This is a genomic window from Polynucleobacter asymbioticus QLW-P1DMWA-1, assembly GCF_000016345.1.
GTDB classification, from domain to species: domain Bacteria; phylum Pseudomonadota; class Gammaproteobacteria; order Burkholderiales; family Burkholderiaceae; genus Polynucleobacter; species Polynucleobacter asymbioticus.
The window spans coordinates 892776-908002 of record NC_009379.1 but is presented as its reverse complement, the minus strand read 5'-3'; the positions used below and the strand labels follow the sequence as shown (position 1 = coordinate 908002).

The following is a 15227-nucleotide window of genomic DNA, read 5'->3' as shown; positions in this document are numbered from 1 at the left end:
TGTCAGCGCCTTTACAGAGGAATATTGCCGTGTTTACGGGCAGGATTCTTCAAGTCTTTGTCTTTTAGCATCGCCAAGGAGCGCGCGATTCGCTTGCGAGTCTCGTGCGGCAAAATAACATCGTCGATATAACCTCGACGGCCTGCCACAAATGGATTTGCAAACTTCGCCTTATATTCGGCTTCACGTGCTGTAATTTTTTCTGGATCCGATTTCTCTTCACGGAAAATAATTTCTACAGCGCCTTTAGGGCCCATCACTGCAATTTCAGCAGATGGCCATGCAAAGTTAACATCACCACGCAAATGCTTGGAGGCCATCACGTCATATGCGCCACCATAAGCCTTACGGGTAATTAAGGTTACCTTTGGAACGGTGCAATCAGCGTAGGCATATAACAACTTAGCGCCATGCTTAATAATGCCGCCGTATTCTTGAGCGGTACCGGGCATAAACCCTGGAACGTCAACCAAGGTGACTACTGGGATATTAAAAGCATCACAGAAGCGGACGAAACGCGCCGCTTTAATAGAAGCCTTGATGTCCAAGCAACCAGCTAATATCAGTGGTTGGTTAGCAACAATACCAATAGAGCGACCTTCAATACGTGCAAATCCAATCACAATATTTTTAGCGTAATCAGGTTGCAACTCAAAGAACTCGCCATCATCCACAATCTTCTCTATCAACTCCTTCATGTCATAAGGCTGATTTGGGTTAGATGGCACTAATGTATCTAATGAAAAATCGGGTTCTTCATTACGATTGGCACCTTTAATCAACGGTGGTTTTTCGCGATTAGAGAGTGGCAAATAGTTGAAGAAGCGACGCAACATCATGATCGCATCCACATCATTTTCAAATGCCAAGTCACAAACACCTGATACTGTGGAATGGGTTACGGCACCGCCCAATTCTTCTGCAGTTACATCCTCATGAGTAACGGTTTTAACCACCTCAGGACCAGTAACAAACATGTATGAACTGTCTTTCACCATAAAGATGAAGTCAGTAAGCGCTGGTGAATACACTGCACCTCCAGCTGAAGGCCCCATAATCAAGGAAATCTGGGGAATGACACCAGATGCTGTAACGTTACGTTGGAAAATTTCAGCATAGCCACCTAAAGAAGCAACGCCTTCTTGAATACGTGCGCCACCAGAGTCATTTAAACCAATAACGGGTGCGCCCACTTTAAGTGCTTGATCCATAATTTTGCAGATCTTTTCTGCATGTGCTTCTGATAATGAACCACCAAGAACTGTAAAGTCTTGTGAAAATACAAAGACTAAACGTCCGTTAATCATGCCGTAACCAGTAACAACACCATCTCCCGGAACAGTTTGATCACTCATGCCAAAGTCATGGCATCGATGCTCAACAAACATATCCCATTCTTCGAAAGTGCCAGCATCGAGCAAAAGCTCAATTCGTTCGCGAGCAGTCAGCTTGCCTTTAGCATGCTGAGACTGAATGCGCTTCTGCCCACCACCTAAACGGGCAAGCTCACGCTTCGCTTCTAGTTGTTGAATGATTTCCTTCATTAACTACTCCTTAGAAAAATTCATGCCCCATAGACTCCAGTAAACGTCTTGCTGCAACTGAAGGAGCCAAGGTTCCTTGATTTACTTGTGCAGTAAGGCTCGGTAAGAGCCCCTGCACTGCTGTATTGCTACGAAATGCGTTCTTTAAACCTGCATCGATGCGGTCCCACATCCATGCGCCCGATTGTTGTTTACGACGAGATTCAAACTTACCATTTGCTCTTTGCAGTTTTTCAAAGTGCATGATTTTTTCCCAAAGCTCAGGGACACCTTTACCTTCGAGCGCACTTAAAGTCATCACTGTTGGATGCCAAAAATCTTGGTTGTGAGAGGCATGATCAGGATTCCCCTGAAATCCGAGTAAACGTAAAGAGCTGGTGATAAATAGTTGCGCACGCATTGCGGCATCAGGATCAATGTCTACCTTATTAATCACAATCAGGTCGGCGATTTCCATTACGCCCTTTTTAATTGCCTGCAAATCATCACCAGCATTAGGCAATTGCAATAGCAAAAACATATCAGTCATGCCAGATACAGCGATTTCACTTTGGCCAACGCCTACTGTTTCAACAATGATGATGTCAAAGCCAGCAGCTTCTGCAACCAACATCGCTTCACGTGTTTTCTCGGCCACTCCACCGAGAGTCAAAGAAGAAGGACTTGGTCGTATAAAAGCATTATCCAAAACAGATAAACGCTCCATGCGGGTTTTATCGCCCAATATGGAGCCGCCAGACAAACTTGACGTGGGATCGATAGCCAACACAGCTACACGATGACCTTTTTCTATGAGATAAAGACCTAGACTTTCTATTAACGTAGACTTACCGACTCCCGGTACACCAGAAATTCCCAATCGAAAGGATTTGCCAGTCTTCGGAAGTAATGTATTTAATACATCGTCAGCACGTTTTCGGTGGTCTAAACGCGTTGACTCCAGCAACGTAATCACCTTCGCCAATGCGCGACGCTGCTTTAGCGACGCAATATCAGCTAAGTCATTTACTAGCGCTAGATCAGCGGCTTCGAGCATGCTCAGAAACCCGACTTAAACTGGTTTCATTGATTTACGAATCTGCTCAAGTACATCTTTTGCAGAAGCTGGAATTGGTGTTCCTGGGCCATAAATACCTTTGACCCCTGCCTCGTAGAGAAACTCGTAATCCTGCCTTGGAATGACACCGCCAACGAAAACGATAATGTCGTCCGAGCCTTGTTTTTTCAGCTCTGCAATGATGGCGGGAACAAGCGTTTTATGCCCAGCAGCTAATGTTGAGACGCCTAATGCATGAACGTCATTTTCAATGGCCTGACGAGCGCACTCTTCAGGAGTTTGAAATAAGGGGCCAATATCAACGTCAAACCCTAAGTCCGCATAAGCGGTAGCCACAACCTTAGCGCCGCGGTCATGCCCATCCTGACCGAGCTTAGCAATCATCACACGGGGGCGACGACCAAAATCTTTTGCAAAATCAGCGATTTCTGTTTGAAGTTTTGCCCAACCTTCAGCTGAGTCATAAGCGGCTGCATACACACCGGTCACCTTTTGAGTATCGGCGCGATGGCGCCCGTAAACCTTTTCTAATGCATCAGATACCTCACCTACTGTAGCGCGCAAACGAATAGCATTGACTGATAACTCTAATAAGTTACCGGTGTGATCTTCCGCGGCTTTAGTAAGTGCATCTAATGCGGCTTCAACTTTTTGAGTATCACGCTTAGCTTTGATTTCTTTAAGACGTGCTACTTGCCCTTCGCGAACCATCTCGTTATCAATCATTAACACATCAACGAGATCTTCTTTGGCTAGCTTGTATTTATTAACACCAACGATGACATCTGAACCCGAGTCAATTTTGGCTTGTTTTTCAGCTGCGGCGGCCTCGATCTTGAGCTTGGCCCAACCACTTTCGACTGCCTTAATCATGCCACCCATGGAATCAACTTCTTGAATAATTTCCCAGGCTTTATCGGCCATCTCTTGAGTCAAACTCTCCATCATGTAGGAACCAGCCCAAGGGTCGATCACGCTAGTGATATGAGTCTCTTCCTGCAAAATTAATTGGGTATTACGTGCAATGCGACTTGAGAATTCAGATGGCAAAGCAATTGCTTCATCCAATGAATTGGTATGCAAAGACTGAGTGCCGCCAAATACAGCAGCCATTGCCTCAACAGTCGTTCTCACTACATTGTTGTAGGGGTCTTGCTCTGTCAAAGACCAACCTGAAGTTTGACAGTGTGTGCGCAACATCAACGACTTTGGATTTTTTGGCTCAAAGGATTTCATAATGCGCCACCACAACAAACGAGCGGCACGTAATTTGGCAACTTCTAAATAGAAGTTCATACCAATAGCAAAGAAGAATGACAGGCGTCCCGCAAAGCCATCCACGTCCATACCCTTGGCAAGCGCAGTCTTCACATACTCTCTTCCGTCGGCTAAGGTGAACGCTAATTCCAATACCTGGTTTGCGCCAGCTTCTTGCATGTGATAACCCGAAATCGAGATCGAGTTAAATTTCGGCATATTTTTTGCCGTATATTCAATGATGTCACCAATGATGCGCATTGATGGCTCTGGTGGGTAGATATAGGTGTTGCGCACCATGAACTCTTTCAGAATGTCATTCTGTATGGTTCCAGAAAGCGCTTCTTGCTTTACGCCTTGTTCTTCACCCGCAACGATGTAGCCGGCTAGCACAGGTAGCACAGCACCATTCATAGTCATTGAGACAGAAACCTTATCTAACGGAATGCCGTTAAATAAAATTTTCATATCTTCAACTGAGTCAATTGCGACGCCAGCTTTACCAACATCACCTGCTACACGAGGATGGTCTGAGTCATAACCGCGGTGCGTCGCCAAATCAAATGCAACTGAAACGCCTTGGCCGCCAGCAGCTAATGCTTCACGGTAAAAAGCATTTGATGCTTCAGCAGTTGAAAATCCAGCGTATTGACGAATCGTCCATGGACGCACGGAATACATTGTTGCTTGGGGTCCGCGTACAAAAGGTTCGAATCCTGGCAATGTATTTGTGTAATTCAGATCCTGTGTATCTGCAGAGGTGTATAAGGCTTTTAATTGAATACCGTCAGGTGTATTCCAACCAAGCTTATCTACGTCGCCATTAGGGGCAGATTTTTGCGCTGATTTATTCCAAGCGTCCAGATTCGTTTCTGGAAATGATGGCCATGGATTGGTTGATGAACTTTTCTTGTCTGAACTCACAAAGCACTCCCTGATTGTTTTGTTGCATTGCATCGATATTTGCTAATTCTGCTTGACTATTCGTCATTTGTCTAGATATCATGTATTCATAATTATGAATACAAAACTGAATAATAGACCCTTGTACGAAGACGTTGCTGACCGCCTGCGTGAGCAAATATTTAGTAAAGAGTTGGCTCCTGGAAGCTGGCTAGATGAACAAGGCTTGGCTGAGCAATTTGGAATTAGTCGAACTCCTATGCGGGAAGCCATTAAGGTATTGGCTTCTGAAGGCCTAGTGACGATCAAAATGCGTCGAGGCTCTTATGTCACTGAAGTTGCCAGAAAGGATTTAGAGCAAATCTTTACCATTCTTTCCCTATTAGAAGGTGAAGCAGCAAAGATTACCGCCAGCAAAGCCACAGAAGCTGAGCTTAACTTGCTAGATCACTTACACCACCGACTTGAGAAGGCAGCTGCTGATCGAGATATAGAGCAATTTTTTGAGGTCAATGGCAAATTTCATGAGCTCATTCAGGAGATCGCAGGAAATCGCTGGATGAATGGCGTGATAAATGACCTACGAAAAGTTCTTAAATTACATCGTCGAGATTCTCTGACGAGCACGGGGCGTCTACAAAATTCACTGATTGAGCATCGAGAAATCCTCAATGCGATACTAAAGCGAGATCAAGTCGCAGCTGAATTTGCGATGCGTAAACATTTGGCACGCGGGCTCGAAGCGGTTAAATAAAGACATTTAGAAAACAAAAAAGGCTTAGAAAAATCTAAGCCTTTTGTATTTGTGCTCAGTAGAACCTTACTTCTTGATAACAAAGTTCCCTGGTAAGGAAGCAATGTAAGCAGCGATGTCACGCAAATCTTGGTCTGTTAAAGGCGTTGTTTGCGCCTTAATAAGGGAGGACATGGTGGCGTTATTGCGACCGTATAAGTGATTTGTATCACCCACTTCATATGCCTTCAAAGCGTAATAAAGATAATCTGGGTATTGACCGGCGAGCTTAGGGTATGTGGGCATGATTGGTGCATTCAGACCAGCGCCGTGACATGAAACACAATTACCTTTCTCAACTAAAGCCTGCCCCTTATCAATGCTTGCTGCATTGGCTACGTTGACAAGACCGATACTGGACAGCAAAACTGCGGTAACTAGAGCTAATTTCATAAACGTGCCTCTATCACTTCAATGGGTTGTTAGGTGAGCTGGCAGTTTGCGCAGCATAGTATTCGCCGATATCAGCCATATCTTGATCAGATAGGCTGGTAGCAATAGATCGCATGGTTGGATGCTTTCTTTCGCCTTTTTTGTATTCCGATAAGGCTGTAGCAATGTAACCCGCATTTTGGCCACCCAACATAGGCACTCTATATACGTAGGGATAGTCGGCACGATAGTCAGGAATGGAATGGCAACCAGTGCAAAGCCAAACCTTGCCGTTACCAGCTGCAGCACTACCTTTTACTTCGTCAGCCTGGGCTGAAAATCCCATTAACGCCACACCGGCGCACATGAGTAATTTAAGCAGAATAGAGTGTTTTTTCATAGAAATCGGTATTTATGAGTTTGATTTAAATCAATTTGGGAGAGTATAGCGGAGAGCTGCCAAATTAGTCTTTTCTTTAGCCATTTCAGACCTGGAAATCAGTATAAATACTGAAATATTTGCCCTATTTACCTATACTTGTACGCTCTACAAAAGACTGTAAAGTGCCAAAAAATGACTAAGCCCGCATCTACCGCCCAAAACCGCTTTGATGGCAGTCAAAGCTACGTTGCTACCGATGACCTGAAATTAGCGGTGAATGCAGCAATTGCCCTTCAGCGCCCCCTTCTTATTAAGGGAGAGCCTGGAACCGGAAAAACGATGTTAGCCGAAGAAGTCGCGGCTGCCCTAAAGATGCCTCTATTACAGTGGCACATTAAGTCGACTACCAAGGCGCAACAAGGTTTATATGAATACGATGCCGTTAGTCGTTTGCGGGATTCTCAATTAGGCGATGAAAAAGTAAAAGATATTCGCAACTACATTGTGAAGGGTGTTCTGTGGCAAGCCTTCGAGGCAGATGAACCTACCGTATTGTTGATCGATGAAATTGACAAAGCAGATATTGAATTTCCAAACGATCTATTGCGAGAAATCGATCGCATGGAATTTTATGTCTATGAAACGCGTGAATTAATCAAAGCGAAACACCGTCCTTTAGTCATCATCACCTCAAACAATGAAAAAGAATTACCAGATGCTTTCTTGCGTCGCTGTTTCTTTCATTACATTACCTTTCCAGATGCGCAAACGATGCAAAGCATCGTGGATGTCCACCATCCCAATATTAAGCAAGATCTACTCGAAGCTGCCCTCAAAGCCTTTTACCAGATACGTTCCCTACCCGGCCTAAAGAAAAAGCCATCCACATCCGAATTAATTGATTGGTTAAAACTCTTGCTAGCTGAAGACATACCTCCGGAGGCCCTTTACAGCCAAGAGGAAAAAATTGTCGTTCCACCTCTTCATGGAGCGCTACTAAAGAACGAGCAAGATGTTCATTTGTTTGAGCGTCTTGTGACGATGAATCGCAATCATCGCTAATAAAACTTAGCTCATCTTTAATTACATTTGATGCTCATTCAGTTCTTTCTGAATTTGAAAGAGGCCAAAGTGCCTGTTTCAGTACGAGAATTTTTAACTCTACTTGATGCGCTGAAGTCCAATGTCATTACCCCCTCAATAGATGATTTTTACCAACTGGCTCGCATGACTTTGGTAAAAGATGAGCAACACTTTGATCGTTTTGACCAAGCATTTGGTAGCTACTTTAAGGGTGTTGAAAAAATCATCGCTCTAACCCCAGATATCCCCATGGATTGGCTTGAAAAGAAGTTGCAACGGGTACTCAGCGACGAAGAAAAGGTGGCCCTAAAAAAACTGGGCGGACCTGAGGCCTTAAAAAAGCGCTTAGAAGAGCTTTTAAAAGAGCAAAAAGAATGGCATGGTGGAGGCAGTAAGTGGGTTGGAGCCGGTGGCTCATCTCCATTTGGGCATAGCGGCTACCACCCCGAAGGAATAAGAATTGGTGGCGAAAGTGCCGGCAACCGCACTGCGATTAAAGTGTGGGAAGCACGAGAGTTTAAAGATTACGACAGCGACCTAGCCCTAGGTACGCGCAATATTAAAGTCGCTTTAAGACGCTTACGGCGTTTTGCTCGCGAAGGTTCTGTACTCGAGTTGGATTTAGATAAAACCATTCATTCGACTGCTGCCAATGCAGGAATGCTAGATATTCAGATGCGCCCAGAGCGCCATAATCAAGTCAAGGTTCTTTTGTTGATGGATGTGGGTGGATCGATGGATGATCACATCCAGCGTATTGCTGAATTATTCTCAGCAGCTAAAGCAGAATTTAAACATCTTGAGTACTACTATTTTCATAACTGTGTTTATGAAAATCTATGGCAAAGTAATCGCCGCCGCCGTGATCAAGTTACCGCTACCCAAGACATCATTAATAAATATGGCCCTGATTACAAGCTCATATTTATCGGTGATGCAACTATGTCTCCCTATGAGATCTTGAGTCCAAATGGCTCTGTGGAATATAACAATCGAGAAGCCGGTGCCGTTTGGATTAATAGGCTTCTAGACCACTTTCCCCATTTTGCGTGGCTCAACCCAGAACCTGAATCTATTTGGGAATATCGACAATCGATCGACATCATGAAGAACTTACTAAAAGATCGTATGTATCCTGTTACGCTAAACGGTCTTGAAAGTGCCATGCGCCAACTTTCCAAGTAATATTTACTATTCATTTATCCAATCGGAAAACTACTATGAGCACTATTAGCGAACGTCTCAACACTCTTGGCATCCAATTGCCCCCTGTCGGCGCACCAGCTGCAGCCTACGTAATGGCTGCCACTAGCGGCAACACCGTATTTCTATCTGGTCATATTGCCAAACAAGATGGAAAACCCTGGGTTGGAAAACTAGGTAAAGATATGGATACGGAAACTGGTAAAGCTGCTGCGCGCGCTATTGCTATTGATTTAATTGCCACCTTACAAAACCACCTAGGCTCACTAGACAAAGTAAAGCGCATAGTCAAGGTGATGGGGCTTGTCAACTCAACCGATACTTTTATCGAGCAGCATTTAGTAGTTAATGGCTGTTCAGAGCTTCTTTTTGAAGTGTTTGGAGAAGCGGGCAAGCATGCTCGTAGTGCATTTGGTGTGGCGCAAATCCCATTGGGTGCTTGCGTAGAAATCGAGTTGATTGCGGAAATCTAACTTTTTGTAACGCCTAAGGCCAGGATGTCGGCTGGAGTGTCGACGTCTTGGATAAAAGCGTTGTTTTCTGTTTTCAAATGGTGAATCAGCTCCGGATGGATATCCATAAATGTTCTACACACCATTTCTGGTGTCGCTAAAATTTCCGTCACCACCTTGCGGGAAAACAGTACTGGATTTCCGCGTTGCCCGTTGACCAATGGCAAGAGGATTTCTTGGTTCGCACTTCGTAGTTTGAATTGGTCTAGTAATAATCTCATCTCATCAACACCTACATAAGGCTGATCACATAAGCACACCATCAAGACGTCGTATTCTTGATTTAACGCTTCTAAGCCGATGCGTACAGATGATGCCTGCCCTCTTTCTGGATCTGAATTACGAATGATTTGAGCTGAAGGCTGATACAAACTCTTGAAGCTGTCATATGCTATCTCAATCTCTGGCGCATGAAAGCCAGTAACGATGATCAATTGCACAGGTTCAAGTTGGCTAGCGGCTATGCAAAAGTTTTCTAGAAAAGTTTTTCCGCCTTTTTTAAGTAAGGCTTTGGGAATCGAACCCATACGACTCCCCTCGCCTGCTGCCAATAAGATGATGGCAACTCGTAAGGCAGTATCAGTCGAAGATTTACTCGATAAAGTCATTAGAGTGATAATAATTAATAAATTAGATAAATCATCAAAAAGATAAAGAATGAATAGTACTGACTTAAGCGTTCTCAAATCAGCCTTAACCTGGTTACAAGCTGGTCACTTAGTAGCTATTGCCACCGTAGCGCAAACGTGGGGCTCAGCCCCTAGACCTGTTGGCTCTTGGTTGGCCATTCGAGATGATGGCCAAGTTGCGGGTTCGGTCTCAGGTGGTTGCGTGGAAGACGATTTAATTAGTCGAGTGCAGACAGACATCCTCACTCGTAGCACACCAGAAATGGTGGTCTATGGCGTTAGCCAGGAAGAGGCTGCACGTTTTGGTTTGCCGTGTGGCGGAAACCTGCGCCTTTTAGTGGAACCAAAGCCTGAGCTGGCGATATTAGAACAATTACTCTCATCGATCAGCAATCATCAAATAACCCGACGCTCAGTCAATCTGCTTACTGGTAAATCGACTCTATCGTCCGGCAATCAAAATGATGATTTCATCTTGACCGATACAGAGATGAGAACGACCTACGGGCCACGTTGGCGCATGATCATTATTGGTGCTGGACAACTATCTTTATATACCGCGGATTTTGCTCTTGCTGCCGATTTTGAAGTAATTGTGATCGATCCTCGTGAGGAATATATCGAAGGTATCAACCGAGATGATGTGAGCTTTATGCGCGGTATGCCCGATGATGTCCTTCTAGAATTAAATGTGGATTCTCATACCGCTGTAGTCGCGTTAACCCATGATCCTAAATTGGATGATATGGCGCTGATGGAGGCCTTAAAGTCCCCAGCCTTTTATGTTGGCGCCTTGGGAAGTCGTAAAAATACCCTAAAACGCAAAGAGCGTCTTTTGGAATTTGACGTCAATCAAGAGCAGGTAGAAAAACTCCATGGCCCAGTAGGACTGCATATCGGGGCCCTCACTCCACCAGAAATCGCAGTTTCGATTCTGGCAGAAGTCATTGCCGTTAAATACGGCATCATTGTCCCGAAGAAAAGCTAAAGACTAACTAGGGTTTAAGTCTTAGCTAGCTTTAAGCTTTCCGTCTTTCAAGCGAGGCTCTACAAAGTGTCCTTTGCGAGCGCGATTGCCAGCAAAAGATTTCAGTGTTTTGGCATCAAGACTCAGTTCAGTAGGCTTGCCTGCACGTCCTGCTCCAGAATAAGTAGCGCCATCAGACCCGACGGCAATTGCTGACGCTAAAAACTCCTTGTCATCTAGACCCATCAGAATGACGCCTTTGCCACCAGTAGGTAAACGCTTTAATTCATCCAAGGAGAATACCAACAACTTAGAAGCTTCCGATAGGCAGGCTACTTGCTTCATGCCTACCTTCACTTTAGCAGCACCCAATGGTGCATCACCAGGCACTTTACTATCGACACTAATAAAGGATTTACCCGCCTTATTACGCGTGCTCATATCCGAAACATTAGCCAAGAATCCATAGCCTGCTTTAGTAGAGAGCAAGACCAAGTCATCAGGCTGTCCAGCATAGTAAGCCACCATTTGAGAGCCAGTAGCCAAGTTTACAAAGCTAGTCAGCGGTGAACCATCACCACGCGCGCCTGGCAATTCACTAACTTGAACGGTATATACACGGCCATCACTGCCAAAGCCCTGTATAACATCAATAGTACGAACCTCGAAGGTGCCATACAAAGCATCACCCGCCTTAAAGCTAAATTGCGTAGCATCGTGCTCATGGCCCTGACGTACCCGTACCCAACCTTTTTGGGAAACGATTACCGTTACAGGTTCATCGATTACTTTGGTTTCAGCAACAGCACGCTTATCTTCTTGAATCAGGGTACGGCGATCATCACCAAAATCTTTGAGATCTGACTCGATCTCTTTAATGATGCGTTTACGCAGTACAGCATCACTTTGGAGTAAGCCTTCTAAATCATCTCGTTCAGTTTGCAGTTGCTTGAGTTCTTGTTCAATCTTAATTCCCTCGAGACGCGCTAACTGACGCAAACGAATATCTAAGATATCTTCCGCTTGACGATCAGAGAGTTTGAACTCTTTGATCAAATCGGATTTAGGCTCATCGCTGTTACGAATAATCTTGATGACTTTATCGATATTGAGAAGAACAATTAAGCGCCCTTCCAATATATGCATACGATCTTTGACTTTACCCAGTCGATATTGGGTACGGCGCGTGACTGTAGATACCCTGAACTCAACCCACTCGCTCAAAATTTCTTTTAAGCCTTTTTGGCGTGGACGACCATCATTACCAATCATCACCAAGTTCATTGGTGCATTGGACTCTAAGGAGGTATGCGCCAGCAATAGATTTACAAATTCATTGACATCAATGTTTTTACTCTTTGGCTCGAAGACCAAACGAACAGCTGCATCTTTACTTGACTCATCACGCACACCATCAAGCACGTTTAGGATGGTCGACTTCAAATTATTTTGCTCTGGTGTGAGGGTTTTTTTACCAACCTTCACTTTAGGATTGGTGATTTCCTCAATCTCTTGCAATACACGTTGTGAGGAGGCTGATGGCGGTAATTCATTAACTACTATTTGCCATTGGCCGCGAGCCAATTCTTCGACAGACCAACGAGCACGAACCTTGATACTTCCACGCCCTGTTTCGTAAATTTGCGCAATTTCCGCTGGCGATGAAATGATCTGACCGCCACCTGGATAGTCAGGGCCAGGCATGATTCCCAGCAGTTCTGCAGTAGACATTTTGGGAGACTTCATCAACGCAATTGCTGCAGAGGCTACTTCACGTAAATTGTGTGAAGGAATCTCGGTAGCCATACCAACTGCAATACCTGAAGCGCCATTGAGCAATACAAAAGGCAGGCGCGCAGGAAGTAATTTGGGCTCCTGAAAAGAGCCATCATAGTTCGGCGCAAAATCTACCGTACCTTCATCAATCTCACTTAAAAGTAAGCCTGCAATCTTGGTTAAACGCGCTTCGGTATAACGCATGGCAGCTGCACCATCACCATCGCGTGAGCCAAAGTTCCCCTGACCATCAATTAGTGGGTAACGCAATGAAAAGCTTTGCGCTAAACGCACCAATGCGTCGTAGGCAGATTGGTCACCGTGAGGATGAAATTTACCCAATACATCGCCAACCACACGAGCGCTCTTAACGGGTTTGGCATCAGCTCGCAGACCCATCTCACTCATTGAGAACAAAATACGGCGTTGCACAGGCTTTTGACCGTCAGCGACATCAGGCAATGCACGACCTTTAACAACGCTAATGGCGTAATCTAAATAAGCACGCTCTGCATAGACTGCTAAGGTTAAGCCATCCTTACCATCTTCATTTAAGTCGATGGTTTTTGGATCATGCGGATCTTTAGGTCCTCCTGCATTTGGTGTTTTAGCAGGGGCAAGTGGCTCATCTACCTCGACAATATCCATCTCAATCGGATTTGAAAACAAGTCTGCCTGCTCATCGATCTTCTTGCTATCGGGTGTTTTTTTAGTAGCCATTAAATATCCGCCTCTACTTCATTACCGCGCTCTTCAAGCCAGTCACGACGGGCACCAGACTCTGATTTACCCATCAACATATCCATGGTTTTAAAAGTTTCGTCTTCGGTCCAAGCGCCTAAAGTCACAGGCAATAAGCGCCGGGTATCGGGATTTAAAGTGGTATCCCAAAGTTGCTCAGCACTCATCTCGCCCAAACCTTTGAAGCGAGAAATTTGCCATGCCGTTTCTTTGACGCCATCTTTACGTAATTTATCTTCAATCGCTTGCAATTCACTAGCATCTAAAGCATAGATTTTTTGAGCTGGCTTCTTACCGCGAGCTGGTGCATCCACCCTAAAGAGGGGTGGACGTGAAATATAAATATGTCCCAAATCAATTAATTTAGGGAAATGCTTGTAGAACAGGGTGAGTAAAAGAACCTGAATATGCGCACCATCTACGTCCGCATCAGACAAAATGCACACCTTACCGTAACGTAAGTTTGATAGGTCTGGAGTGTCATTAAGTCCGTGAGGGTCCACCCCAATCGCTACCGCGATATCGTGCACTTCATTATTGGCAAATAAACGATCCCGCTCTGCTTCCCAGGTGTTTAAGACCTTGCCGCGCAATGGCAGGATGGCTTGATATTCCTTATTACGACCCATTTTGGCCGAACCGCCAGCTGAATCACCCTCAACTAGGAAGATTTCATTCTGGGCAATATCTTCACTCTCGCAATCGGTTAGCTTACCCGGTAAAACGGCGACGCCAGAAGATTTTTTCTTTTCTACTTTTTGGCCAGCGCGAGTCCGTGCTTGTGCTTGTTTAATAACTAAGTCAGCAAGCTTACGACCATAGTCAACGTGTTGATTAAGCCAAAGTTCAAGGGCTGATTTTGCATAGCCAGACACTAAACGCACTGCATCTCTTGAGTTGAGGCGCTCTTTAATTTGTCCTTGGAACTGTGGATCCAATACTTTTGCGGATAAGATAAATGAAGCACGTGCAAATACATCCTCAGGCATAAGCTTTACACCCTTAGGCTGCAAAGCATGCATTTCGATAAAGCCTTTTACTGCATTAAATAAGCCTTCACGTAATCCACTCTCATGCGTACCACCAGCTGGAGTGGGAATGAGGTTTACATAACTCTCGCGAACTGGTGCACCATCTTCAGTCCAGCTCACAACCCATGCAGCGCCCTCGCCCTCAGCAAAAGAATCATCCTCGCCATTACCGGTTGCATATTGCTCACCTTCAAATGGGGGAATCACTTCTGGGCCATGGCCAGCCTGAGCTATAGCCTCATTGAGATAGCCTCGTAAGCCTTGCGCATATTGCCATGTTTGGCTATCACCAGACTTTTCTTGGATCAAAGTAACCTTAACGCCTGGCAGGAGAACTGCCTTAGAGCGCAAGAGACGAATCAACTCAGGCATAGGAATTGCAGCACTATCAAAGTACTTGCTATCTGGCCATGCACGCACACGGGTACCGTGTGACTTATCTTCTTTTGAGGATGCTCTCGTTTTAAGCTTTTCGATTACCTTGCCATCAGCAAAGGTCAAAGTAGAAACTTGTCCCTCACGCCAAACGGTGACTTCTAATCTTTTCGATAGCGCATTGGTTACTGAGACACCGACACCATGTAAACCACCTGAGAATGCATAAGCACCGCCCGTGCCTTTTTCAAACTTGCCACCAGCATGTAACTGTGTAAAGACAATTTCAACGACAGGAAGCTTTTCCGTAGGATGAATGCCCACTGGAATACCGCGTCCATCATCCTCAACGCTCACGCTGCTATCAGTATGTAAAGTGACGGTAATGTGTTTGCCAAATCCCCCTAAAGCTTCATCTGAGGCGTTATCCAACACCTCCTGGATGATGTGCAATGGGTTGTCGGTTCGGGTGTACATACCAGGCCGCTGACGGACTGGTTCTAGTCCTTTTAGGACCTGAATCGATGATTCGCTGTATTCAGAAGTTTTACGGGTAGCCATGCGCGCAAATTGTAGTCATGTCTGAGGGCCAATCGGAACTT

General features: G+C 45.1%; 13 protein-coding genes. 5 read left to right on the top strand and 8 right to left on the bottom strand.

The features are described from left to right. Window positions 1-11 precede the first annotated feature (11 nt). From PNUC_RS04750 to scpA, 3 genes are read right to left on the bottom strand one after another with little or no spacing between them, the layout of a single operon-like run. Complete coding sequence (locus PNUC_RS04750; protein WP_011902753.1) at window positions 12-1544, bottom strand: acyl-CoA carboxylase subunit beta; 1533 nt, start codon at window positions 1542-1544, stop codon at window positions 12-14. 10 nt (window positions 1545-1554) lie between these two features. Next, on the bottom strand, window positions 1555-2580 hold the full coding sequence (gene meaB / locus PNUC_RS04745) for a methylmalonyl Co-A mutase-associated GTPase MeaB (protein WP_011902752.1): 1026 nt from the start codon (window positions 2578-2580) through the stop codon (window positions 1555-1557). Between the two features lie 15 nt (window positions 2581-2595). Beyond that, window positions 2596-4815 (bottom strand): methylmalonyl-CoA mutase, encoded by a 2220-nt coding sequence (gene scpA / locus PNUC_RS04740; protein ID WP_011902751.1) that lies wholly within the window; start codon window positions 4813-4815, stop codon window positions 2596-2598. Window positions 4816-4876: 61 nt separating this feature from the next. Between scpA and PNUC_RS04735 the strand changes: the two genes are divergently transcribed. After that, window positions 4877-5515, top strand: coding sequence for a GntR family transcriptional regulator (locus tag PNUC_RS04735; RefSeq protein ID WP_011902750.1), 639 nt, complete (start codon window positions 4877-4879; stop codon window positions 5513-5515). A 66-nt stretch (window positions 5516-5581) separates the two neighbouring features. Here the strand turns inward: PNUC_RS04735 and PNUC_RS04730 are convergent, their stop codons facing one another. Beyond that, window positions 5582-5947, bottom strand: coding sequence for a c-type cytochrome (locus PNUC_RS04730; protein WP_011902749.1), 366 nt, complete (start codon window positions 5945-5947; stop codon window positions 5582-5584). Between the two features lie 13 nt (window positions 5948-5960). Next, window positions 5961-6293 (bottom strand): c-type cytochrome, encoded by a 333-nt coding sequence (locus PNUC_RS04725; protein ID WP_143070055.1) that lies wholly within the window; start codon window positions 6291-6293, stop codon window positions 5961-5963. 207 nt (window positions 6294-6500) lie between these two features. Between PNUC_RS04725 and PNUC_RS04720 the strand changes: the two genes are divergently transcribed. Genes PNUC_RS04720 through PNUC_RS04710 form a run of 3 tightly spaced genes read left to right on the top strand, consistent with a single transcriptional unit; the run spans window position 6501 to window position 9067 of the window. Then, window positions 6501-7370, top strand: coding sequence for an AAA family ATPase (locus PNUC_RS04720; RefSeq protein ID WP_011902747.1), 870 nt, complete (start codon window positions 6501-6503; stop codon window positions 7368-7370). Window positions 7371-7400: 30 nt separating this feature from the next. Continuing rightward, a complete protein-coding gene (locus PNUC_RS04715; RefSeq protein ID WP_011902746.1) occupies window positions 7401-8576 on the top strand; it encodes a vWA domain-containing protein in 1176 nt (391 codons plus the stop codon). A gap of 35 nt (window positions 8577-8611) precedes the next feature. Next, window positions 8612-9067 carry a RidA family protein gene (locus tag PNUC_RS04710; protein WP_011902745.1) on the top strand — a complete coding sequence of 152 codons (456 nt, stop codon included), beginning with the start codon at window positions 8612-8614 and terminating at the stop codon, window positions 9065-9067. On the opposite strand, the gene PNUC_RS04705 is transcribed toward PNUC_RS04710, so the two are convergent. Continuing rightward, a complete protein-coding gene (locus tag PNUC_RS04705) occupies window positions 9064-9714 on the bottom strand; it encodes a nucleotidyltransferase family protein (protein ID WP_011902744.1) in 651 nt (216 codons plus the stop codon). The genes PNUC_RS04710 and PNUC_RS04705 overlap by 4 nt on opposite strands. Window positions 9715-9763: 49 nt before the next feature. Here PNUC_RS04705 and PNUC_RS04700 point away from each other — a divergent pair, with 49 nt between their 5' ends. After that, the gene (locus tag PNUC_RS04700; RefSeq protein ID WP_011902743.1) at window positions 9764-10723 is read left to right on the top strand and encodes an XdhC family protein; all 960 of its coding nucleotides are present in this window, start codon (window positions 9764-9766) and stop codon (window positions 10721-10723) included. Between the two features lie 21 nt (window positions 10724-10744). On the opposite strand, the gene parC is transcribed toward PNUC_RS04700, so the two are convergent. Together parC and PNUC_RS04690 are read right to left on the bottom strand one after the other, a co-directional pair. After that, window positions 10745-13126 carry a DNA topoisomerase IV subunit A gene (gene parC, locus PNUC_RS04695; RefSeq protein WP_011902742.1) on the bottom strand — a complete coding sequence of 794 codons (2382 nt, stop codon included), beginning with the start codon at window positions 13124-13126 and terminating at the stop codon, window positions 10745-10747. Window positions 13127-13197: 71 nt separating this feature from the next. Continuing rightward, window positions 13198-15186: a DNA topoisomerase IV subunit B gene (locus PNUC_RS04690; protein ID WP_011902741.1), complete on the bottom strand. Its 1989-nt coding sequence runs from the start codon at window positions 15184-15186 to the stop codon at window positions 13198-13200. Window positions 15187-15227: the final 41 nt, after the last annotated feature.

Bases quoted from the DNA above. Each gene is read 5' to 3' on its own strand.
- parC (WP_011902742.1), bottom strand. From the start codon at position 13,126: ATGGATATTGTCGAGGTAGATGAGCCACTTGCCCCTGCTAAAACACCA.
- meaB (WP_011902752.1), bottom strand. From the start codon at position 2,580: ATGCTCGAAGCCGCTGATCTAGCGCTAGTAAATGACTTAGCTGATATT.
- PNUC_RS04750 (WP_011902753.1), bottom strand. From the start codon at position 1,544: ATGAAGGAAATCATTCAACAACTAGAAGCGAAGCGTGAGCTTGCCCGT.
- scpA (WP_011902751.1), bottom strand. From the start codon at position 4,815: ATGCAATGCAACAAAACAATCAGGGAGTGCTTTGTGAGTTCAGACAAG.
- PNUC_RS04720 (WP_011902747.1), top strand. From the start codon at position 6,501: ATGACTAAGCCCGCATCTACCGCCCAAAACCGCTTTGATGGCAGTCAA.
- PNUC_RS04710 (WP_011902745.1), top strand. From the start codon at position 8,612: ATGAGCACTATTAGCGAACGTCTCAACACTCTTGGCATCCAATTGCCC.
- PNUC_RS04735 (WP_011902750.1), top strand. From the start codon at position 4,877: ATGAATACAAAACTGAATAATAGACCCTTGTACGAAGACGTTGCTGAC.
- PNUC_RS04700 (WP_011902743.1), top strand. From the start codon at position 9,764: ATGAATAGTACTGACTTAAGCGTTCTCAAATCAGCCTTAACCTGGTTA.
- PNUC_RS04690 (WP_011902741.1), bottom strand. From the start codon at position 15,186: ATGGCTACCCGTAAAACTTCTGAATACAGCGAATCATCGATTCAGGTC.
- PNUC_RS04725 (WP_143070055.1), bottom strand. From the start codon at position 6,293: ATGTGCGCCGGTGTGGCGTTAATGGGATTTTCAGCCCAGGCTGACGAA.
- PNUC_RS04715 (WP_011902746.1), top strand. From the start codon at position 7,401: ATGCTCATTCAGTTCTTTCTGAATTTGAAAGAGGCCAAAGTGCCTGTT.
- PNUC_RS04705 (WP_011902744.1), bottom strand. From the start codon at position 9,714: ATGACTTTATCGAGTAAATCTTCGACTGATACTGCCTTACGAGTTGCC.
- PNUC_RS04730 (WP_011902749.1), bottom strand. From the start codon at position 5,947: ATGAAATTAGCTCTAGTTACCGCAGTTTTGCTGTCCAGTATCGGTCTT.